The organism is Bacillus proteolyticus, assembly GCF_001884065.1.
Lineage (GTDB): Bacteria > Bacillota > Bacilli > Bacillales > Bacillaceae_G > Bacillus_A > Bacillus_A proteolyticus.
This window is the reverse complement of sequence record NZ_MACH01000092.1, coordinates 381,423-396,928: the sequence shown is the minus strand read 5'-3', so window position 1 is coordinate 396,928 and position 15,506 is coordinate 381,423. Positions and strand designations below refer to the sequence as shown.

Genomic DNA, 15,506 nt, shown 5'->3' with positions numbered 1-15,506 from the left:
TAAATTAATGGAGGCTATTATTATGCCCGTAGATGTAAAACATTTTATTAAAGCAGCAGGATTAACTGTTATCACGTCATTAAGTGGAGACAATACATTCGCTCACAATTTCGAAACTGTAAAAAGTATTTTCACTACACATGTAAAGAAGTTAAGATTAACCTTTTAATGTAATTTTTGTAATTTAAATAGACGCAATATTTAGGGGAGATAATTTGTTTACAATAGAAAATTATACAAATTCTTTAAAAAAAGGGCTTGAAGAAAAATCGATTGATTTGATTCGAAATATTAAAGAGACACTTCGGTTTAATTATTATGAAGGGATAGATATAATAGATTTCACAGCTTTTGTTCAGTCATTTGAAATGTCAATTGTCATGTTTTCGATGGATAGAGGAGCAAATGAAGTTTTTTATGAAGGAATGGATAGCGGTGTCTTTTCTGGTAGTCACGATTTGATAGATGATGTGGAATATTATAAATTCCATGACGACGAATCAGACGGATTTTGGGAATTTTATGAAGAAAATGATGGGGAGTTATCAGAAATTGAAAAGAAAGCTATAGTGGAATGGTTTGCTATGTGCTGGAACAAAGCAGGTGGTACGAGTGTTAAATTACCGTCCTACTTTAGTTTTCATGATTATGATGAATGTTTTGATTTACATAACAACAGATGGATTTCTGACGGCGATAAATGGTTTGATTAAACTTCAGAACTCCAAAATATTGAACCAGCAGGGAATGAGTATTCACTGCTGGTTTTTTGCATTTAAAGGAGTTTTTGTGACAGTTTAATTTAAGTTATTAATGAAGGATATAAAGAGTATGGAAAGAAGGTGTATACAAGGAGATGAATAAGATGATTAATAATACAATTCCAAGCTTTTTGAAGCTTTTGGAAAGCGATGATATAGGATTTCATGATTTGAACAAATATTATGATATGTATCCAGAAGCATTCGAAGAATATTTTAATTATCACTGTCCTAAGACAGAAGAACGTCTTTCTAGTGCGATTAAAAAATATCCTGAAAAACTAGAAGACATTCGTATTATTTCGGAAACTTTACCATCTATTATTCAAGAAATGAGTGAGGAGTATCGCATTCAATTTGGTTTTAATATAGATTTAACTTTTCATCTATTTGTAGGTGGATTTGGTTCCAATGCATTTGTAGAAAGAGATATTATTGGGGATATATTTTTTGCGGCAGAAAAATTATCTCCTGAAAGGGAGCATCTTCGTGTTATCGTTGCCCATGAAATCGGACATATATATCACAATTTTGTATTGCTAGAGAGTGGAATGGATTGGACTAAAGCACAATGGACTGATGCAGCGGTTAGTTTATATCGTGAGGGAGTCGCGACATATTTATCGCAAAGAATAGCTAAAGGATTAAGTAAATCAGTCTATTATTCATATGATAATGATGGAGACGATTGGTTGTTTTGCTATGAAAAACATAAAGGTCAAATTAAGAAACATTTTTTACAAGATTATGTTAAAGGATGGACAGATGAAAAAGAGAAAGAATGGTTCCGTTTATCAGGGGGGAACTATTTCGGATACAACCGACTCGGTTATTTTTTAGGAACATCATATATAGAGTATATAGTCCATACTTTCGGAGAAACCGATACACTTACTTTTTGGAGCAAAAATAATTTAAAGAGCAGTGTTATGGAATGGTTGCAAAAGTGAATATGTTGAAGAGGGAGGCTGAAAATGATGAAAGTATATATGAAAGTGCTTATATTATTCCTAACTTTAACGTGTGTAGCGGCTTTAACCGCGTGTAATACCGCTGAGGAAAAGAAACAAACTAATTCAACATCAGAAAATAGTACGGAAAAAAAGAGAGATACGTCAGAAACGGATAAAAAGAATGAGGACACCGCTCAAAAAAAAGAGAAAGAGTCTGTGCAAAAACCAAAAGGTGAAGATTCGGTAAAACCTTCAACGGAGTCTAATACGAAAAATACAGTGCTTAATCAAAAATCAATTAACCATGTAAAAGATTTATTTGAGCAAGCGAAAGTAGGTAAAGTACCTAATGTTCCGTACGCGGCGCATACAGGTGATATAGAAGAAATAGAGCAGGCGTGGGGGAAAGCTGATAAGACTGATCAAGCGGGGAACGGGATGTATGCAACTTTTACAAGTAAAAATGTGGCATTTGGCTTTAACAAAGGATCACAAGTATTTGACGTTCGATCGTATCATTCAGAACTCAAATCGATTACGTTACAAGAAATCGAAAAGGCTTTAGGAAAACCAGCGTCTGTTAAAGTAAATGGTAATGACAAAATATACGTTTATAAAGTAAATGACCAATTTGAATTGAAATTTATAATTCCGAAATCGACTGGTAAAGTGCATCATATTTCTGTGTTCTCACCGGAGGATAGCATAAATAATATGGCAGGTTAAATGAAGAGCTGTTCCTATAGGGACAGCTCTTTTGCTTTTGTTCTCTCTAATGACTGAACGAAAGCTGTTTGAATGATACCGCCAATTATTAATAAGAAAGCACAAATATAAAATAGAGTACTACCGCTTAATTTACTTAATAGCAATGCACCTACAAAAGGCCCGCAAGTTCTTGAAATATCCCAATGTATACCGTATATAGAAAAATATAATCCGCGTTTATGACTTGGAGCGATTTGTGAAACGAATCGTAGTAAGTGATTCAAAGCTATACTTTGCCCAATCACTAAAAAGAGCAATGTGAAGAATAATGACCATATTGTTGTGGAATAACCGTAGCCAATCGCAGCTAACGTATAGCAAGTATAGGAAATAATAATGATTTTAGGCATAGAAAATCGTTCTGACCATTTCACAAGGAAAATTTGGAGCATAACTTCCATGACTGCTTTACAAGTTGAGATAAACACGAGTACAAATAGAAAATTTGGAAATACACTTTCGGCGAATATACGATAATTCGATTCGGTTTGAGCGTAGAAAAAACTAATCGGTAGCGTAGAAACCATAAGTCCAAACACAGCATAATGTTTCGAAATAAATTGTTTTGGCGAATATACTTCTTTAGTTTTATTAACGTTTTTCATGAGTGGAACCGTTTCAGGAAGCTGCGTCCAAACGAGAACAGCATAAAACGTTAGAGCTACACCTTGCAAAATAAATAAATATTCAGGGTGACTAGTATAGAAAAAGGCACCAATTAATGGTCCGATTACAGAGCCAATCGCTCCAGTAGTATGCAGAACAGCAAATATTTCTGCCTGTTGTTCTTCCTTCGTTAAGTCAGCGATTTGTGCGCGCTGTGCCGGAATATATAAAGAACGACCAATACCATTAACTACATACAATAAGGCGAAAAAGGCGACCGATTCAGCAAAAACAAATCCGCTTACGGCAAAAGCTTGTAAAAGTAATCCGAGTAACATTATTTTCTTTCGGCCGTATTTATCTGTTACACCCCCAGCGATTAATGTAAACACAATATCAGCGAGAGGCTGTAATCCGAAAAGAAGCATTGTAACTATGACATTACCATTTAAAGCCTTATTAACATGAACAATAAAGATGATAGCTAACATTGCTTCAGTCGTTCGGACTAACAATTCACCGAACAATCGAATGAGAATAGGCTTATTATAACGTTTTAAAAGATACTTCATTTTTATTTCCTCCTTTCTATATTGAAATGATAAGATGGAAGCTAGAAATGAAAAAGGGTAGAATGAAAGAGGAAGATTTTTCATCTTTTAGGGGGCGTTTTATGACTGTTTTGGAGCAATATATGCACCTTTGGCTCCAGTATGGAAAAGGGAGAGCAGAGGGAGAAAAATTTGAAATAACAATACAAAATATATCTGAAACATTATTTTGTACAGAGCGAAATAGTAAACTCATCATCAAAAAATTAGAAGAATTAAATTGGATTATGTGGTTTCCAGGCAGAGGGAGAGGGAATCGCTCAAAGTTGTTATTTCAAAAACATCCACTTTCTTTAATTTTAGAAAGAGGAAAAGAAATAACGAGGCAAGGGGACGTAAAAAGCGGAAGTGCATTTATTGAGAGATATATCTCGTATTTTCCATTACTTCAAACGCAATTTCAAACGTGGATTGATTCGATATTCGGTTATCAAGTCGAAAGGACATCTAAAGGGAGAAGAGATGTGCTGCGTTTGCAAGTCCAAATGAACCTAGATATTGCATTAGACCCTGTATACGCAACGATGCGTTCGGAATGTCATATGGTAAAACATATATACGACACATTAGTGTATGTAGACGGAAATACAAACAGTGTAGAGCCAAGACTTGCGTTTTATTGGGAATATGATGACCAGAAATATATATGGACCTTCTACTTACGAAAAGGTGTTAAATTTCATAATAGAAAAGAACTAACCGCTTATGATGTTGAACAGACATTTAAACGATTTATGAAAGTGAAAAATAATCCGCATGCTTGGATGTTACAACACGTTGAAAGTTTACATATTCTTGATGACTATATTGTACAGATTCGTTTATCTACAGATAATAAGGTGTTTTTACATTCTTTAAGTACAGAACAGTGTTCTATTGTAAATGAAGATGGAGACGGGAAGTTAATTGGTACTGGACCGTTTCTGTTATGTGAAAAGAATGAGGATGTATTCATATTAGAAGGAAATGATTTATATTTTCGCGAGCGACCATTTCTGGATCGAATTGAATTATGGAATGTAGAGCACAAAGTTAATACGTACGATATATTAGCGAAAGCACGTTTTAAAAATATAGTAAAGCGTCATAAAGAACTATCTAGACTTGAGTCGAATGTAACTTACATTACGTTAAATACAGTAAAAGAAGGACCTATGCAAAATGCGATGTTTCGGAGAGCTTTATATAAAATTATTCATGGTAATAAAATTGTTGAAGAATTACAGGGAGAGCGTGGGGAAGTAGCGGATGAATTAGTACTCATAAAGAACGGTACAATTCAAATTAACAGGGATATACATACACTTATTAAATGCAGCTCTTACCGTAATGAAACACTGCGATTATATACATTTACAGGGAAAGATCACGTTGAAGATGCACATTGGATACAAAAAGAATGTGCAAAATACGGAATTAAAATTGATATTGAGTTTCTTGAACAAGAAGAATTATTGCAAATGAGTACGATACAAAAGGCCGATATAATGCATGATAGTGCGACAATTAGCGAGCGCATTGAAGATAGTTTACTATATATGTTTCTTACCAAAAACAGTTTTATAAATCAGCATAGTAATATAAGCTTTAACAAAGTATTGCGGCCATATTTTACAGAAAATCAATTAGAGAAACGGGTGACACTGTTACGCGATATTGAGGGCACACTGTTACGTGAAATACATATCATTCCTTTATATCGTAATAAACAGCGAGTAAGTTCACACGAAAAAATACAAAATGTAATGATTAATTCACAAGGCTGGATTGATTATTACGATATATGGTTTAAAGCTTGAAAAATATAGGTTCTCACGCATTTTAAAGAGATGTGTGAGAACCTTTTTTGTAGGTAAGACAGGTTTGTTTCACACATTGTTATGCCACTTGTGATAGAAGTTCGTTTACAACGTAACAGTGTTATGTTACATTGTTATCAGGAAGGAGTGTTATACAGTTGAGTACAGATTTAATTTCAAAAAAAGATTTATTAGAACTAACTGGTATTTCATACGGACAGTTATATAGGTGGAAGAGAAAAAGTTTAATACCGGAAGATTGGTTTGTACGAAAGTCAACGTTCACAGGTCAGGAAACATTTTTTCCGAAAGAAAAGATATTAGAACGTATTGATAAAATTCAAACGATGAAAGAGGATTTATCACTAGATGAATTAGCAAATATGTTTTCACCGAGCGTGACAGAAATTCATTTAACAAAAGATGATTTGTTACGTAAGGGTATTGCATCAGAGCCAGTTTTACAATTCTTCATAGAACAAACGAATAAAACAACAGAATTTCAATTTGTAGATATTCTTTATGTGTATATGTTAGAAGAACTACTTCAATCAGGAGACGTTAGTTTAGAAGAGGGGAAAATGGTCTTACAAGTATTACGTGAAAATTACGAAGCGATTAAACATAAGAATTGTGACTTAGTTATTATTCGGAAGTTAGGGATTTCTACATGCTTCTTAGTATCAGGCGTTGAGGATTTAATTTTTGAAAAGGGAACAAAGATTGTTTTACGTGTAGCAATTATGAAATATACCGAAGCATTAAAAAGTAAACTGTTGTAGTGGAGGAGAAATAATGCGTACAGAAAATTTAATTATAAACGGATATGGTTCATCAAACGGTGGAGAGTTTCATAAAGTGCAACTAAATGGAAAAGGAACTGTTAACGGAAACGTTGAATGCGACCAATTTGAATGTAATGGTTACGGAACTGTTACTGGTGATTTGAAAAGTGGCAATGCGAGAATTAGCGGATCAGGCAAAGTTGATGGTACAGTTAGCGCAGAAATGATGCGAATCGATGGGAAAGCGACAATTACACAAGATGTAAAGGCGAACAGTTTAAAAATTGCAGGAAAAGGTACGATAGGTGGAAATGTCACCGGTGAAGAATTTAAAATCAATGGGCAAGCGACGATTGATGGTAATTGCGAGGTTGATGTTTTTTCTTCAGAGGGACAGTTCACGGTAGGTGGTTTATTAAGCGCAGATGAAATTAATATTAATATTCACGGTACATGTAGAGCGAAAGAAATTGGCGGACAAACGATTAAAGTAGGACATAGATTGAGTACTTTTAGTAAACTTTTTAAAACAGTATTTGGCTTGCAGTTAGAGGCTGAATTGTTAGAAGGTGACAATATCGATATTGATTATGCTCACATAAAAACGGTAAGGGGAAACAATGTTGTAGTAGGACCGAACTGTGAGATTGAACTTATTGAATATACTGGTGTTCTTACTGTTGATAAAAGTGCAAATGTAAAAGAAATTAAGCAGGTTTAAAGGAAGGGAGAAATGAGTATGGGACATCAACATAGCCTTACTGTAAATGGTTCTGGTAGTTCAGCAGGCGGAGATTATAACAAAGTAAAGATACGCGGCGAAGGAACAATTTCTAATGATATGAGTTGTAATGAATTTAAAACGTACGGCACGAGTGATGTACGCGGTAATATGAAAGTTAAAAACTATGTCGTGTATGGGGACAGTGAAGTACAAGGAAACGTAGATGCGGAATGTATAAAAGTATATGGCAATACACAAATGCATGGTGATGCTCATATTGAAAAAACAAAAGTAAGAGGTATGATTGAAGTAAAAGGAAGGTTTTCAGGTGATTTCGTAGATGTGAAAGGTGCTTTAAATGTGAAGGGAGATATTGAAGTAGAAGAATTATCACTAACTGGTGGTCTTGAAAGTGATGGATTACTTAATGCTGAAAATATTGAAATCTCAATTCGTTATGAAGGAAGTAAAGTGAGAGAAATCGGTGGGAAAAAGATTACAGTGCGTAAAAAATCGAGATTTATTCCTTTTACAAGTCATGCAGGAAGTCTTCAAACATCAATTATTGAGGGTGATGATATTTATTTAGAACATACAATAGCAGACGTAGTAAGAGGAAATCATGTTATAATTGGCCCTGGCTGTGAAATTAGTGTAGTAGAATATCATACTAGTTTTAATCAGAAAGGTAATACAGTCGTAAAAGAACATAAACAAATATAAGTAGTATGAGGGAGAGTAAAGTTATGGTTGAGAAAAATAATAAGCTCGGCTTTGTTGTGGCGGGCTTATTGCTAGGTATTTTAATGGCATCAATGGATAATACCATTGTCGTAACAGCGATGGGAACAATCGTTGGTGACTTAGGAGGCCTTGAAAACTTTGTATGGGTCGTTTCTGCCTATATGGTCGCAGAAATGGCAGGCATGCCGATTTTCGGTAAACTATCAGATATGTATGGTAGAAAGAGATTCTTTATTTTCGGTTTAATCGTCTTTATGATTGGTTCGGCACTTTGTGGAACTGCTGAAAATATTACACAGTTAGGTATTTATCGTGCTATTCAAGGTATTGGCGGCGGGGCACTAGTGCCGATCGCATTTACTATCGTTTTTGATATCTTCCCTCCAGAAAAACGCGGGAAAATGGGTGGATTATTCGGAGCAGTATTTGGTTTATCAAGTATTTTCGGGCCATTACTTGGCGCATATATTACGGATTATATTAGCTGGCACTGGGTGTTTTATATTAACTTACCACTTGGAATTTTAGCACTTATTTTTATTACATTCTTTTATAAAGAGTCACGAGTTCATAGAAAGCAAAAGATTGATTGGTTTGGCGCCATTACTTTAGTTGGTGCAGTAGTTTGTTTAATGTTTGCCCTAGAACTAGGCGGACAAAAATACGATTGGGATTCTAGCTTTATTTTAAGTTTATTTGCTGGGTTCGCTATTTTAGTAATTGCTTTTATTGTTATTGAACGAAAAGTAGAAGAACCAATCATTTCATTTGAGATGTTTAAACAACGTCTATTCGGAATGAGTACCATTATTGCGTTATGTTACGGGGCTGCATTTATGTCAGCAACTGTATATATTCCGTTATTCATTCAAGGTGTATACGGTGGCACTGCAACAAACTCGGGATTATTACTTTTACCAATGATGTTAGGGTCAGTCGTAACAGCGCAATTAGGCGGATTTTTAACGACAAAACTTAGCTATCGAAACATTATGATTATTTCTGCGGTTATTATGCTACTTGGATTATTCTTATTAAGCACGTTAACACCAGAAACAAGTCGTGTATTATTAACGATTTATATGATTATTATCGGATTTGGAGTCGGTTTCTCATTCTCTGTACTAAGTATGGCAGCTATTCACAACTTCGGTATGGAACAGCGCGGATCTGCGACTTCAACGAGTAATTTCATTCGTTCATTAGGAATGACGCTTGGTATTACAATCTTCGGAATGATCCAAAGAACAGGTTTCCAAGATCAATTAGAAGAAGCGTTTAAAGGGATGAGCGGAGGAATGAATACAAACGCTTTAGGAGATTCAAGAGCTATTTTATCAGAAGCGGCGAGATCTCAAATTCCGCCGCAAATATTAGATAAAATTATTGACGCTCTTTCTAGTTCAATCGTTCAAACATTTATGTGGGCGTTAGTACCAGCAGGTTTAGCATTCATATTCATTTTCTTTATGGGAAATGAGCGTATGGTATTACAGAAAAAACAAAAGAATAAAAAGAGTGAAGTATCAAAAGCGTAATGAAAAAGCTCCTTTCAAATTGAAAGGAGCTTTTTCGTATGTACGGATTCAGATTAGCCTTCGATAATTTCGTATTCTTCGTCTGCTAATAATAAAATTTGCGTTTTCTTACCTTTGTTTTGAACTTCGATTACATCATATGTACCTAAGTCTCTTAGTTTGCTTTGAGAAGCGTTAACCATAACTTCCATAGAATCAATTAAGATATCTTCTTCAATGTATGATTCAGGCAATGCCATATCTTCAGTTTCTAATACACATGCGTATAGATTTTGTAAGTTTTCAGCAGTTGGGTTTTGTTCCTCAACATCAATGATGTTTTTTACTGCTTCCATATTTTCTTCTTTTGCTTGGTACACTTTAATTTTAGCCATTGTTTTAATCTCCTTTATAACGTAATCGTAGAGGCTACACCTCATTATAACGCTTTTTCATTGAAAGATGAAATTGTTATATGTATTTATAGGGGAATTTATGTGTTATTACTCATTATTGACGTAATTTCATAATGAATGTTATGAGTAGGCAACTATATTCCTACGTTAAAGTTATATTGTCCAAGCTTTTCTCACATTTCGCTCATATTATATGTATTAGATAAAAACATATAGGGAAGGGATGGAGTGAAAGTGGGTTGTGGGTCGAGACGAAATTGTCAATGTGATCAAAAAAGCATATGTGAATTTTTACAAAGTCTAGAACCGTTTACTAAAGTGGAGAGTATAGTAATAGCTGGAAACGAAATTGTTGTATCCTATTTCCTTTCATTTAATGAGATGAAGGGGATTGTATCATTCGTACAAGAGGACGATGAGGTTATCTTTGTAGATTGCTCGAGAATTGATGCAATCCGAATAGGGAAAATTTGTAGTTGTAAAACGAAAGTTAAATTTATTGAAGAGGATTTTAGTCTACTTGGAAATGTTTGCCCGCAATGTTTAACGGAAGGAAGTACACTCTTTTTTGACTTTCACAATCCAGAATTGGATTTATCACTACAAGCAAAAACAATTGATGCGCCTAGTTGTATGGAGTTTACAGATGAACTTGGGAATGTCGTAAAGCAAATTACTATAGTAGGTGAAGCGATTGTTTCTAAAGATTTTGTTCGACTGCCTGAACTATTAAATTTTCGGTTAGTTTTATCAGATACGGCTGCGAATCCTTTAAAGTTTGGAATACTGTTCATTAATTTCCCTGATCTTACGTTTATTATTCTTTTCGCTTCGAGTGGCTACCTTAACATTTCGAACTGTTTGAAAATCGAGAGTGGAACTGGTAATGCCGAAATAGAAGAGATGAAAAAGATGGTAACGAATGACAATAAGACGTACAAGTCAATTATTAAATTGACTAAAATATATAAAAATGGTGCTACAGAATCCTTTATTTCTAAGAAGGAAATATAAAGGATTTATATTGATTAACCCTCCTACAATATAATGAGGGTTTTTACATATACTAGGTGGATTGAAATAACGCAAAAATCACATAGTTAATATGAATGTTAGAAGTATATAGAGCGGTTAGTTGTACGATTAATTGCTATGTGTAAATTCCTATCATGATACGTTCTTTTACAACAAATTATGAAGGTATCCATAACAGTTAAACTAAGAAACATTATTTAAGTATTACTAAATGTAATGAAAGAGCTCATACAATTTTTGTAAAGTAATTAAGAAAAGGGCCATTGAAGTAGCCCTTTTCTTAATTATGAGAATTGCTAGTGGTAGTCATTATTGAGTTTAAATAGTTATTTAAAATTGAGTAATTTATTTACTAAATTCTTTTTGAGCGGCCCTATAACTTCCGATGATATTTTGATAACTTGGAAGATGCTTAGCAAGTAAAGCTCCAAAGCCCTCAATATCATTTCGCCAGTCGCGCTGTAATTCAGCTGCAACGCTAAACCAGTTCATTAATTGGACTCCCCCATGAGCCATACGCATAAGAGCGGCATCAGCAACTTGTTTATTAAAAGTTCCAGATGCATCCGTTACAACAAATACCTCATACCCTGCATTTACAGCTGATAGAGCTGGGAATGCAACACAAACATCAGTAACTACGCCGGCGATAATTAGCTGTTTTTTACCTGTTGCTTCAATAGCTTTTACAAACTCATCATTGTCCCATGCGTTAATTTGTCCTGGACGCGCTATTTTAGGCGCATTTGGAAAAAGTTCAATTAATTCTTGCATGAGTGGGCCATTAGGGCCATCTTCGAAGCTAGTTGTTAAAATAACCGGTAAATCAAAAAACTTAGCGGTATTAGCAAGAGCTAAAACATTATTCTTGAACTCATCAACACCATAGTCACGCACTAGGCTAGAAATCAGACCAGTTTGATGATCTACTAGAAGAACAGCGGCATCACTTTTTGAAAGACGAGAATAGAAATCAGACATTTTATAATCCCCCTTAAAAAGCTTATTTATAAATTAATCTTACAGTTATTTATCTTGATTTGGTATGCATGCAAAAATTTATCAACAAATAGAATTTATTAAAATATTGGGATGTATGTATTTTTATATTGAGGAATTATAAATTTTTCGTTTTGGGGAACAATGTATTAATTGAGTGGATAGCTATGTGGTAAGGTCCTAATGCTATCTATTATTTGTGAATAGTAATGTTTTTACCTGTAAATAGGAAATGAGATATGAGGACTAAAATGAATCTGAAAATAGCAATTCTTGATTGGAAAATCATTTCAATGTAATTAGATGTTATAATAAATTTGCATTTACGTATAATTTATAATTATTTGATATTTGAGTTTCATAGACATTTGCTTAGAGAATAAATAAGTGTGTATAAGAATACTAATAAAAGTTAACTCATGAAAATGTTGAATCTAGTTGATTTTAAAGAAAGCGGGAATGTAAATGATATATGAGGCAAAAATACATACAAGAAAAAAATTAGTTTCTATGTTCGAGGATTTTAATAATGTTGTTCTACTTTCTTATTTACAAGGACATATGGGCACCGCTTGGGTGAACGATCTTGAAAATCCGACAGTAGCGCAAATTACGGTAGGGATTTTTACATTTTACGCTGGGGATCCAAATGCAAAAGAGACAGAAGAGTTATTATGTAACATCCCTGAAAGAATTTTAGTAATCGTAAATAGTGATCAATGGAAAAAGCGTTTAGAAATATTCCATGAAAGAAAAATAGATAAGTTTTTACGATATAAATTTAAAAGAAATCCAGAAGTGTTTAATCATACAAAATTACAATCTGTTATATCGGCACTTCCAAAAGGATATGAATTAAGAAAGGTAGATGAGCATATCGCGAATAACCCATCATTACACAAGGTTTCTGAAGATTTTATAAGCCAATTCCGTTCAATAGATGATTATGTAAATCGAGGTATAGGTTATAGCATTCTGTATAAGGGAGAAGTCGTATGCGGTGCGTCATCATATAGTATTTATGATGATGGTATTGAAATCGAAGTTGCTACTGACCCAAATCATAGAAGAAAGGGACTGGCAACTGTAGTTAGTGCAGCCTTAATATTGGATTGTTTAGAAAAGGGGAGGTATCCAAACTGGGACGCAGCGAATAGTACTTCTGCCAAACTAGCAGAAAAGTTAGGGTATGTTTTTGATAAGGCGTATGATACTTATTTTGTGAATAATAGGTAAATGAATGGTGTGTGTACAAATTATACAACGTAATAAAGCTAGCCAATCTTATTAAATTAATGTTTATTAGACTTATTTTCTATAATCGCAAATATAAACTATCCGAAGGTGATTTTACCAAAGTTAAAGGCATTGAAACAGATGTTAATTAATGAAGTTAAGGGAAAGAATGACAATCGGATTGGTTCTATTAGAAGAATTGATAAATTTGAAAAAAAGAAACAATATCAATGGTAAGATTGAGGGAGTTCGCAAAATTTGGGAATAAAAACCGAATTTTTTAAGTCGGTTTTTATTTTTTACTAATAGAGTACCGCCAATATTGATTTTTTGTTGTATAGATAGTATTAAATGAAAAAAATCCTATTCCATTACTTTTGAATATAATTAACACATCAGTTCCTACTTCCACTATGAGGGTTCAGAAATTCTCTTTTTGTATAGGTAGATAATCATAAAGGCTCAATATATTTAGTTTTGTGTGTTTTAACTATCAAAAAATTGCTATTTTTTTGTAAATGATGAAAGTAACTATTACAGGAACCCACGCATTAATAGAATAGATACATATACAGTATAGAGAGTTAAAAAACTCCAAAATATTGTATAAAGGAGATTATAAAATATGAGCGAACAATGCCCAATTAATGTACCATGTCAGGTAGATGGACAAACTCAAACACCATTAAGTGATGCAGCTGCAACACCAATTCTTACTCCAGGAGCACCGATTGTAAAAATACCAGTTGTGTTAGCAGAAAGAACAATTCAAATTGTTGTAGAATCTGATATTTCATTAGATCCTCCAGCAGTTGAAATTAAACGTATCTTAAAAAATGCATTTTTAACACAATGTAAGTTAGTTCCTGTAGCATTTACTCCAGTACCAGGTACAAATTATGAGTGTAATGGAGTTCTATATGACCGCATTGCTAATGTTCCATTTTCTGGTTTTGCTGATTTAACAGCTGGTGATTTTCTATCACAAGCTATAGTAGCTGCTTCCTCAGATACTACTTCTCACTTTATTAATCCTAAAAATGGTGATCTACCACGTTTAGACAAATACTTCTTCGAAAATACAGTTTTTTACAATGAACAACCGTATTGCGAATTAGTCAGCGCTCAATTTTTCGAATTAGACTTTTCCCCTTGTCCAACAGAATTAAATGAGCCATTTGAAACTCTTCGTGAAAAAATTGTATTAGATCTTACTTTAAAAGTTTTACAAGTACAACAAGTACAAGTATAAAACTAAAAAAGCATTGTCTTTATTAAAAAGACAATGTCTTTTTTATTATTATAAAACATATATAATGATGAAATGGTCGCGTACAAATACCAGATTTATATGGATTTCATCAGATAGGGGGATGGTGATGAACAAGCCATGGGTTGATAAGGAAATATGGAACAAAGTATACAAATGGAAAATGCTGAATGTTCAAGATGATTCGCGCGAGATAAGAGAAAAAAAGGAAAGTATAGAAACTGAATCAGAGAAAGAAGGTATAGCAATTGAATTAGAGAAAGAAAGTGAAGAAACTAGATCAGCAAAAGAAGACAAAGTGAATGGATTAGAGGAAGAAGAGGTGGAAATTAAATCAGCAAAAAATGAATCAAAGAAAGTAAGTATAGATTCAGGATCAAAAATAGAGACCTCTGTGCGTTCAATAGTAGTGAAAACTCCATTTTATATTATTTCGGATGTGACTAGTTTTATAAAATTCCCTAATATGAATGTGAGGAACCAAGAAACATTTGTCTTTCGTAATGAAAAAGATGCAAGAGGACGGGAGCTGGATACTAAGCTATTAACTACAGAACAACATTATCATGAAGAAGTTTATTGTAATTTAGTTTCTTCAAACCTTCATGAAAAGAGAGTGCTTTTAGAATTTCCTAATCAAAAAATCAAAGGTAATACTGAAGAGAATTGGATAGGAACATCTTCGTGGATCCCTATACACGGTATAATTTTAGAGAAGGAAGATGAAGGAGGAGTAAATAATTATATACCTGCGAAATTACCAATAGAAATAGGGAAGTATAAAGGTGAAATTAATTTACGAGAAAAAGTGGTATTTAAAGAAAAAGTTATAGAAATAAAAGAGGTGTCACAGGAAATTATTTTAACAAAAAAAGAATTCTTATTGCCAAAAATAATAAAGAAAGGAAATAATCCATCTATAATTGAAAAAGGGAGCTTACTTGTAGAAGGTTATATTTCTCAATGTATTGAATTTATATCGGAACGAAGTACACCACATAATAACGCGTATCAATTAATGCAAAATATTGTATTGGAATTAACTGTGGAATTATTACAAGAACAGGAAGTGTGGGTACGGATTAAATAAATGATCATCTCCATTAATTAGTTAAAAATTTCCTCAGGAATATGTAATAGGGAAACTTAAAAATAGTGCTAGCAAGTTTGTAAACGAGCTAGCTAATAAGCGTTTGGGAAAGATGTGAAATACAACTGATGGAGCGATTTAAAAAACTAGGTACTTAAATTGATGAAAGGCATAAATCTTTATTAAAACATG

At 33.5% G+C, this 15,506-nt stretch carries 16 protein-coding genes; 13 read left to right on the top strand and 3 right to left on the bottom strand.

What is annotated here, in order from left to right; all coding sequences use genetic code 11:
* Positions 1-22 precede the first annotated feature (22 nt).
* From BAQ49_RS16635 to BAQ49_RS16620, 4 genes are all read left to right on the top strand, one after another.
* A complete protein-coding gene (locus tag BAQ49_RS16635) occupies positions 23-169 on the top strand; it encodes a chorismate mutase (RefSeq protein WP_071746242.1) in 147 nt (48 codons plus the stop codon).
* Between the two features lie 46 nt (positions 170-215).
* Positions 216-713, top strand: coding sequence for a hypothetical protein (locus BAQ49_RS16630; protein WP_071746241.1), 498 nt, complete (start codon positions 216-218; stop codon positions 711-713).
* Between the two features lie 152 nt (positions 714-865).
* Positions 866-1,711 (top strand): DUF5700 domain-containing putative Zn-dependent protease, encoded by an 846-nt coding sequence (locus tag BAQ49_RS16625; protein ID WP_071746240.1) that lies wholly within the window; start codon positions 866-868, stop codon positions 1,709-1,711.
* Positions 1,712-1,735: 24 nt separating this feature from the next.
* Entirely contained in the window at positions 1,736-2,440 is a 705-nt protein-coding gene (locus BAQ49_RS16620) for a YjgB family protein (protein WP_071746239.1), read from the top strand.
* Between the two features lie 14 nt (positions 2,441-2,454).
* Here BAQ49_RS16620 and BAQ49_RS16615 read toward each other — a convergent pair whose 3' ends face one another.
* Entirely contained in the window at positions 2,455-3,660 is a 1,206-nt protein-coding gene (locus BAQ49_RS16615) for an MDR family MFS transporter (RefSeq protein WP_071746238.1), read from the bottom strand.
* A 62-nt stretch (positions 3,661-3,722) separates the two neighbouring features.
* Here BAQ49_RS16615 and BAQ49_RS16610 point away from each other — a divergent pair, with 62 nt between their 5' ends.
* The 5 genes from BAQ49_RS16610 to BAQ49_RS16590 all read left to right on the top strand — a co-directional run bounded on the left by BAQ49_RS16610 (position 3,723) and on the right by BAQ49_RS16590 (position 9,289).
* Positions 3,723-5,498, top strand: a complete 1,776-nt coding sequence (locus BAQ49_RS16610) for an ABC transporter substrate-binding protein (protein WP_084667476.1) — start codon at positions 3,723-3,725, stop codon at positions 5,496-5,498.
* Positions 5,499-5,656: 158 nt separating this feature from the next.
* Positions 5,657-6,280 (top strand): YhbD family protein, encoded by a 624-nt coding sequence (locus tag BAQ49_RS16605; RefSeq protein ID WP_071746236.1) that lies wholly within the window; start codon positions 5,657-5,659, stop codon positions 6,278-6,280.
* 13 nt (positions 6,281-6,293) lie between these two features.
* Positions 6,294-7,004, top strand: a complete 711-nt coding sequence (locus tag BAQ49_RS16600; RefSeq protein ID WP_071746235.1) for a bactofilin family protein — start codon at positions 6,294-6,296, stop codon at positions 7,002-7,004.
* An 18-nt stretch (positions 7,005-7,022) separates the two neighbouring features.
* Positions 7,023-7,730 (top strand): cytoplasmic protein, encoded by a 708-nt coding sequence (locus BAQ49_RS16595; protein WP_071746234.1) that lies wholly within the window; start codon positions 7,023-7,025, stop codon positions 7,728-7,730.
* A gap of 23 nt (positions 7,731-7,753) precedes the next feature.
* Complete coding sequence (locus BAQ49_RS16590; RefSeq protein WP_071746233.1) at positions 7,754-9,289, top strand: MDR family MFS transporter; 1,536 nt, start codon at positions 7,754-7,756, stop codon at positions 9,287-9,289.
* A gap of 53 nt (positions 9,290-9,342) precedes the next feature.
* Here the strand turns inward: BAQ49_RS16590 and BAQ49_RS16585 are convergent, their stop codons facing one another.
* Positions 9,343-9,663, bottom strand: coding sequence for a hypothetical protein (locus tag BAQ49_RS16585; RefSeq protein WP_001062735.1), 321 nt, complete (start codon positions 9,661-9,663; stop codon positions 9,343-9,345).
* A 255-nt stretch (positions 9,664-9,918) separates the two neighbouring features.
* Between BAQ49_RS16585 and BAQ49_RS16580 the strand changes: the two genes are divergently transcribed.
* Positions 9,919-10,698, top strand: a complete 780-nt coding sequence (locus tag BAQ49_RS16580) for a BC_2878 family exosporium-associated protein (protein ID WP_071746283.1) — start codon at positions 9,919-9,921, stop codon at positions 10,696-10,698.
* Between the two features lie 366 nt (positions 10,699-11,064).
* On the opposite strand, the gene ycaC is transcribed toward BAQ49_RS16580, so the two are convergent.
* Complete coding sequence (gene ycaC, locus BAQ49_RS16575) at positions 11,065-11,700, bottom strand: isochorismate family cysteine hydrolase YcaC (RefSeq protein ID WP_071746232.1); 636 nt, start codon at positions 11,698-11,700, stop codon at positions 11,065-11,067.
* Between the two features lie 483 nt (positions 11,701-12,183).
* Between ycaC and BAQ49_RS16570 the strand changes: the two genes are divergently transcribed.
* The 3 genes from BAQ49_RS16570 (at position 12,184) to BAQ49_RS16555 (ending at position 15,314) form a co-directional block, all read left to right on the top strand.
* Positions 12,184-12,954, top strand: coding sequence for a GNAT family N-acetyltransferase (locus tag BAQ49_RS16570; RefSeq protein ID WP_071746231.1), 771 nt, complete (start codon positions 12,184-12,186; stop codon positions 12,952-12,954).
* Between the two features lie 625 nt (positions 12,955-13,579).
* Positions 13,580-14,206, top strand: coding sequence for a DUF7852 domain-containing protein (locus BAQ49_RS16565; protein WP_071746230.1), 627 nt, complete (start codon positions 13,580-13,582; stop codon positions 14,204-14,206).
* A gap of 127 nt (positions 14,207-14,333) precedes the next feature.
* On the top strand, positions 14,334-15,314 hold the full coding sequence (locus BAQ49_RS16555; RefSeq protein ID WP_071746229.1) for a BC_2427 family protein: 981 nt from the start codon (positions 14,334-14,336) through the stop codon (positions 15,312-15,314).
* Positions 15,315-15,506 lie beyond the last annotated feature (192 nt).

Coding starts and splice junctions, on each gene's coding strand:
- BAQ49_RS16610 (WP_084667476.1), top strand. CDS start 3,723: ATGAAAGAGGAAGATTTTTCATCTTTTAGGGGGCGTTTTATGACTGTT.
- BAQ49_RS16585 (WP_001062735.1), bottom strand. CDS start 9,663: ATGGCTAAAATTAAAGTGTACCAAGCAAAAGAAGAAAATATGGAAGCA.
- BAQ49_RS16625 (WP_071746240.1), top strand. CDS start 866: ATGATTAATAATACAATTCCAAGCTTTTTGAAGCTTTTGGAAAGCGAT.
- BAQ49_RS16590 (WP_071746233.1), top strand. CDS start 7,754: ATGGTTGAGAAAAATAATAAGCTCGGCTTTGTTGTGGCGGGCTTATTG.
- BAQ49_RS16570 (WP_071746231.1), top strand. CDS start 12,184: ATGATATATGAGGCAAAAATACATACAAGAAAAAAATTAGTTTCTATG.
- BAQ49_RS16620 (WP_071746239.1), top strand. CDS start 1,736: ATGATGAAAGTATATATGAAAGTGCTTATATTATTCCTAACTTTAACG.
- ycaC (WP_071746232.1), bottom strand. CDS start 11,700: ATGTCTGATTTCTATTCTCGTCTTTCAAAAAGTGATGCCGCTGTTCTT.
- BAQ49_RS16595 (WP_071746234.1), top strand. CDS start 7,023: ATGGGACATCAACATAGCCTTACTGTAAATGGTTCTGGTAGTTCAGCA.
- BAQ49_RS16615 (WP_071746238.1), bottom strand. CDS start 3,660: ATGAAGTATCTTTTAAAACGTTATAATAAGCCTATTCTCATTCGATTG.
- BAQ49_RS16600 (WP_071746235.1), top strand. CDS start 6,294: ATGCGTACAGAAAATTTAATTATAAACGGATATGGTTCATCAAACGGT.
- BAQ49_RS16635 (WP_071746242.1), top strand. CDS start 23: ATGCCCGTAGATGTAAAACATTTTATTAAAGCAGCAGGATTAACTGTT.
- BAQ49_RS16555 (WP_071746229.1), top strand. CDS start 14,334: ATGAACAAGCCATGGGTTGATAAGGAAATATGGAACAAAGTATACAAA.
- BAQ49_RS16565 (WP_071746230.1), top strand. CDS start 13,580: ATGAGCGAACAATGCCCAATTAATGTACCATGTCAGGTAGATGGACAA.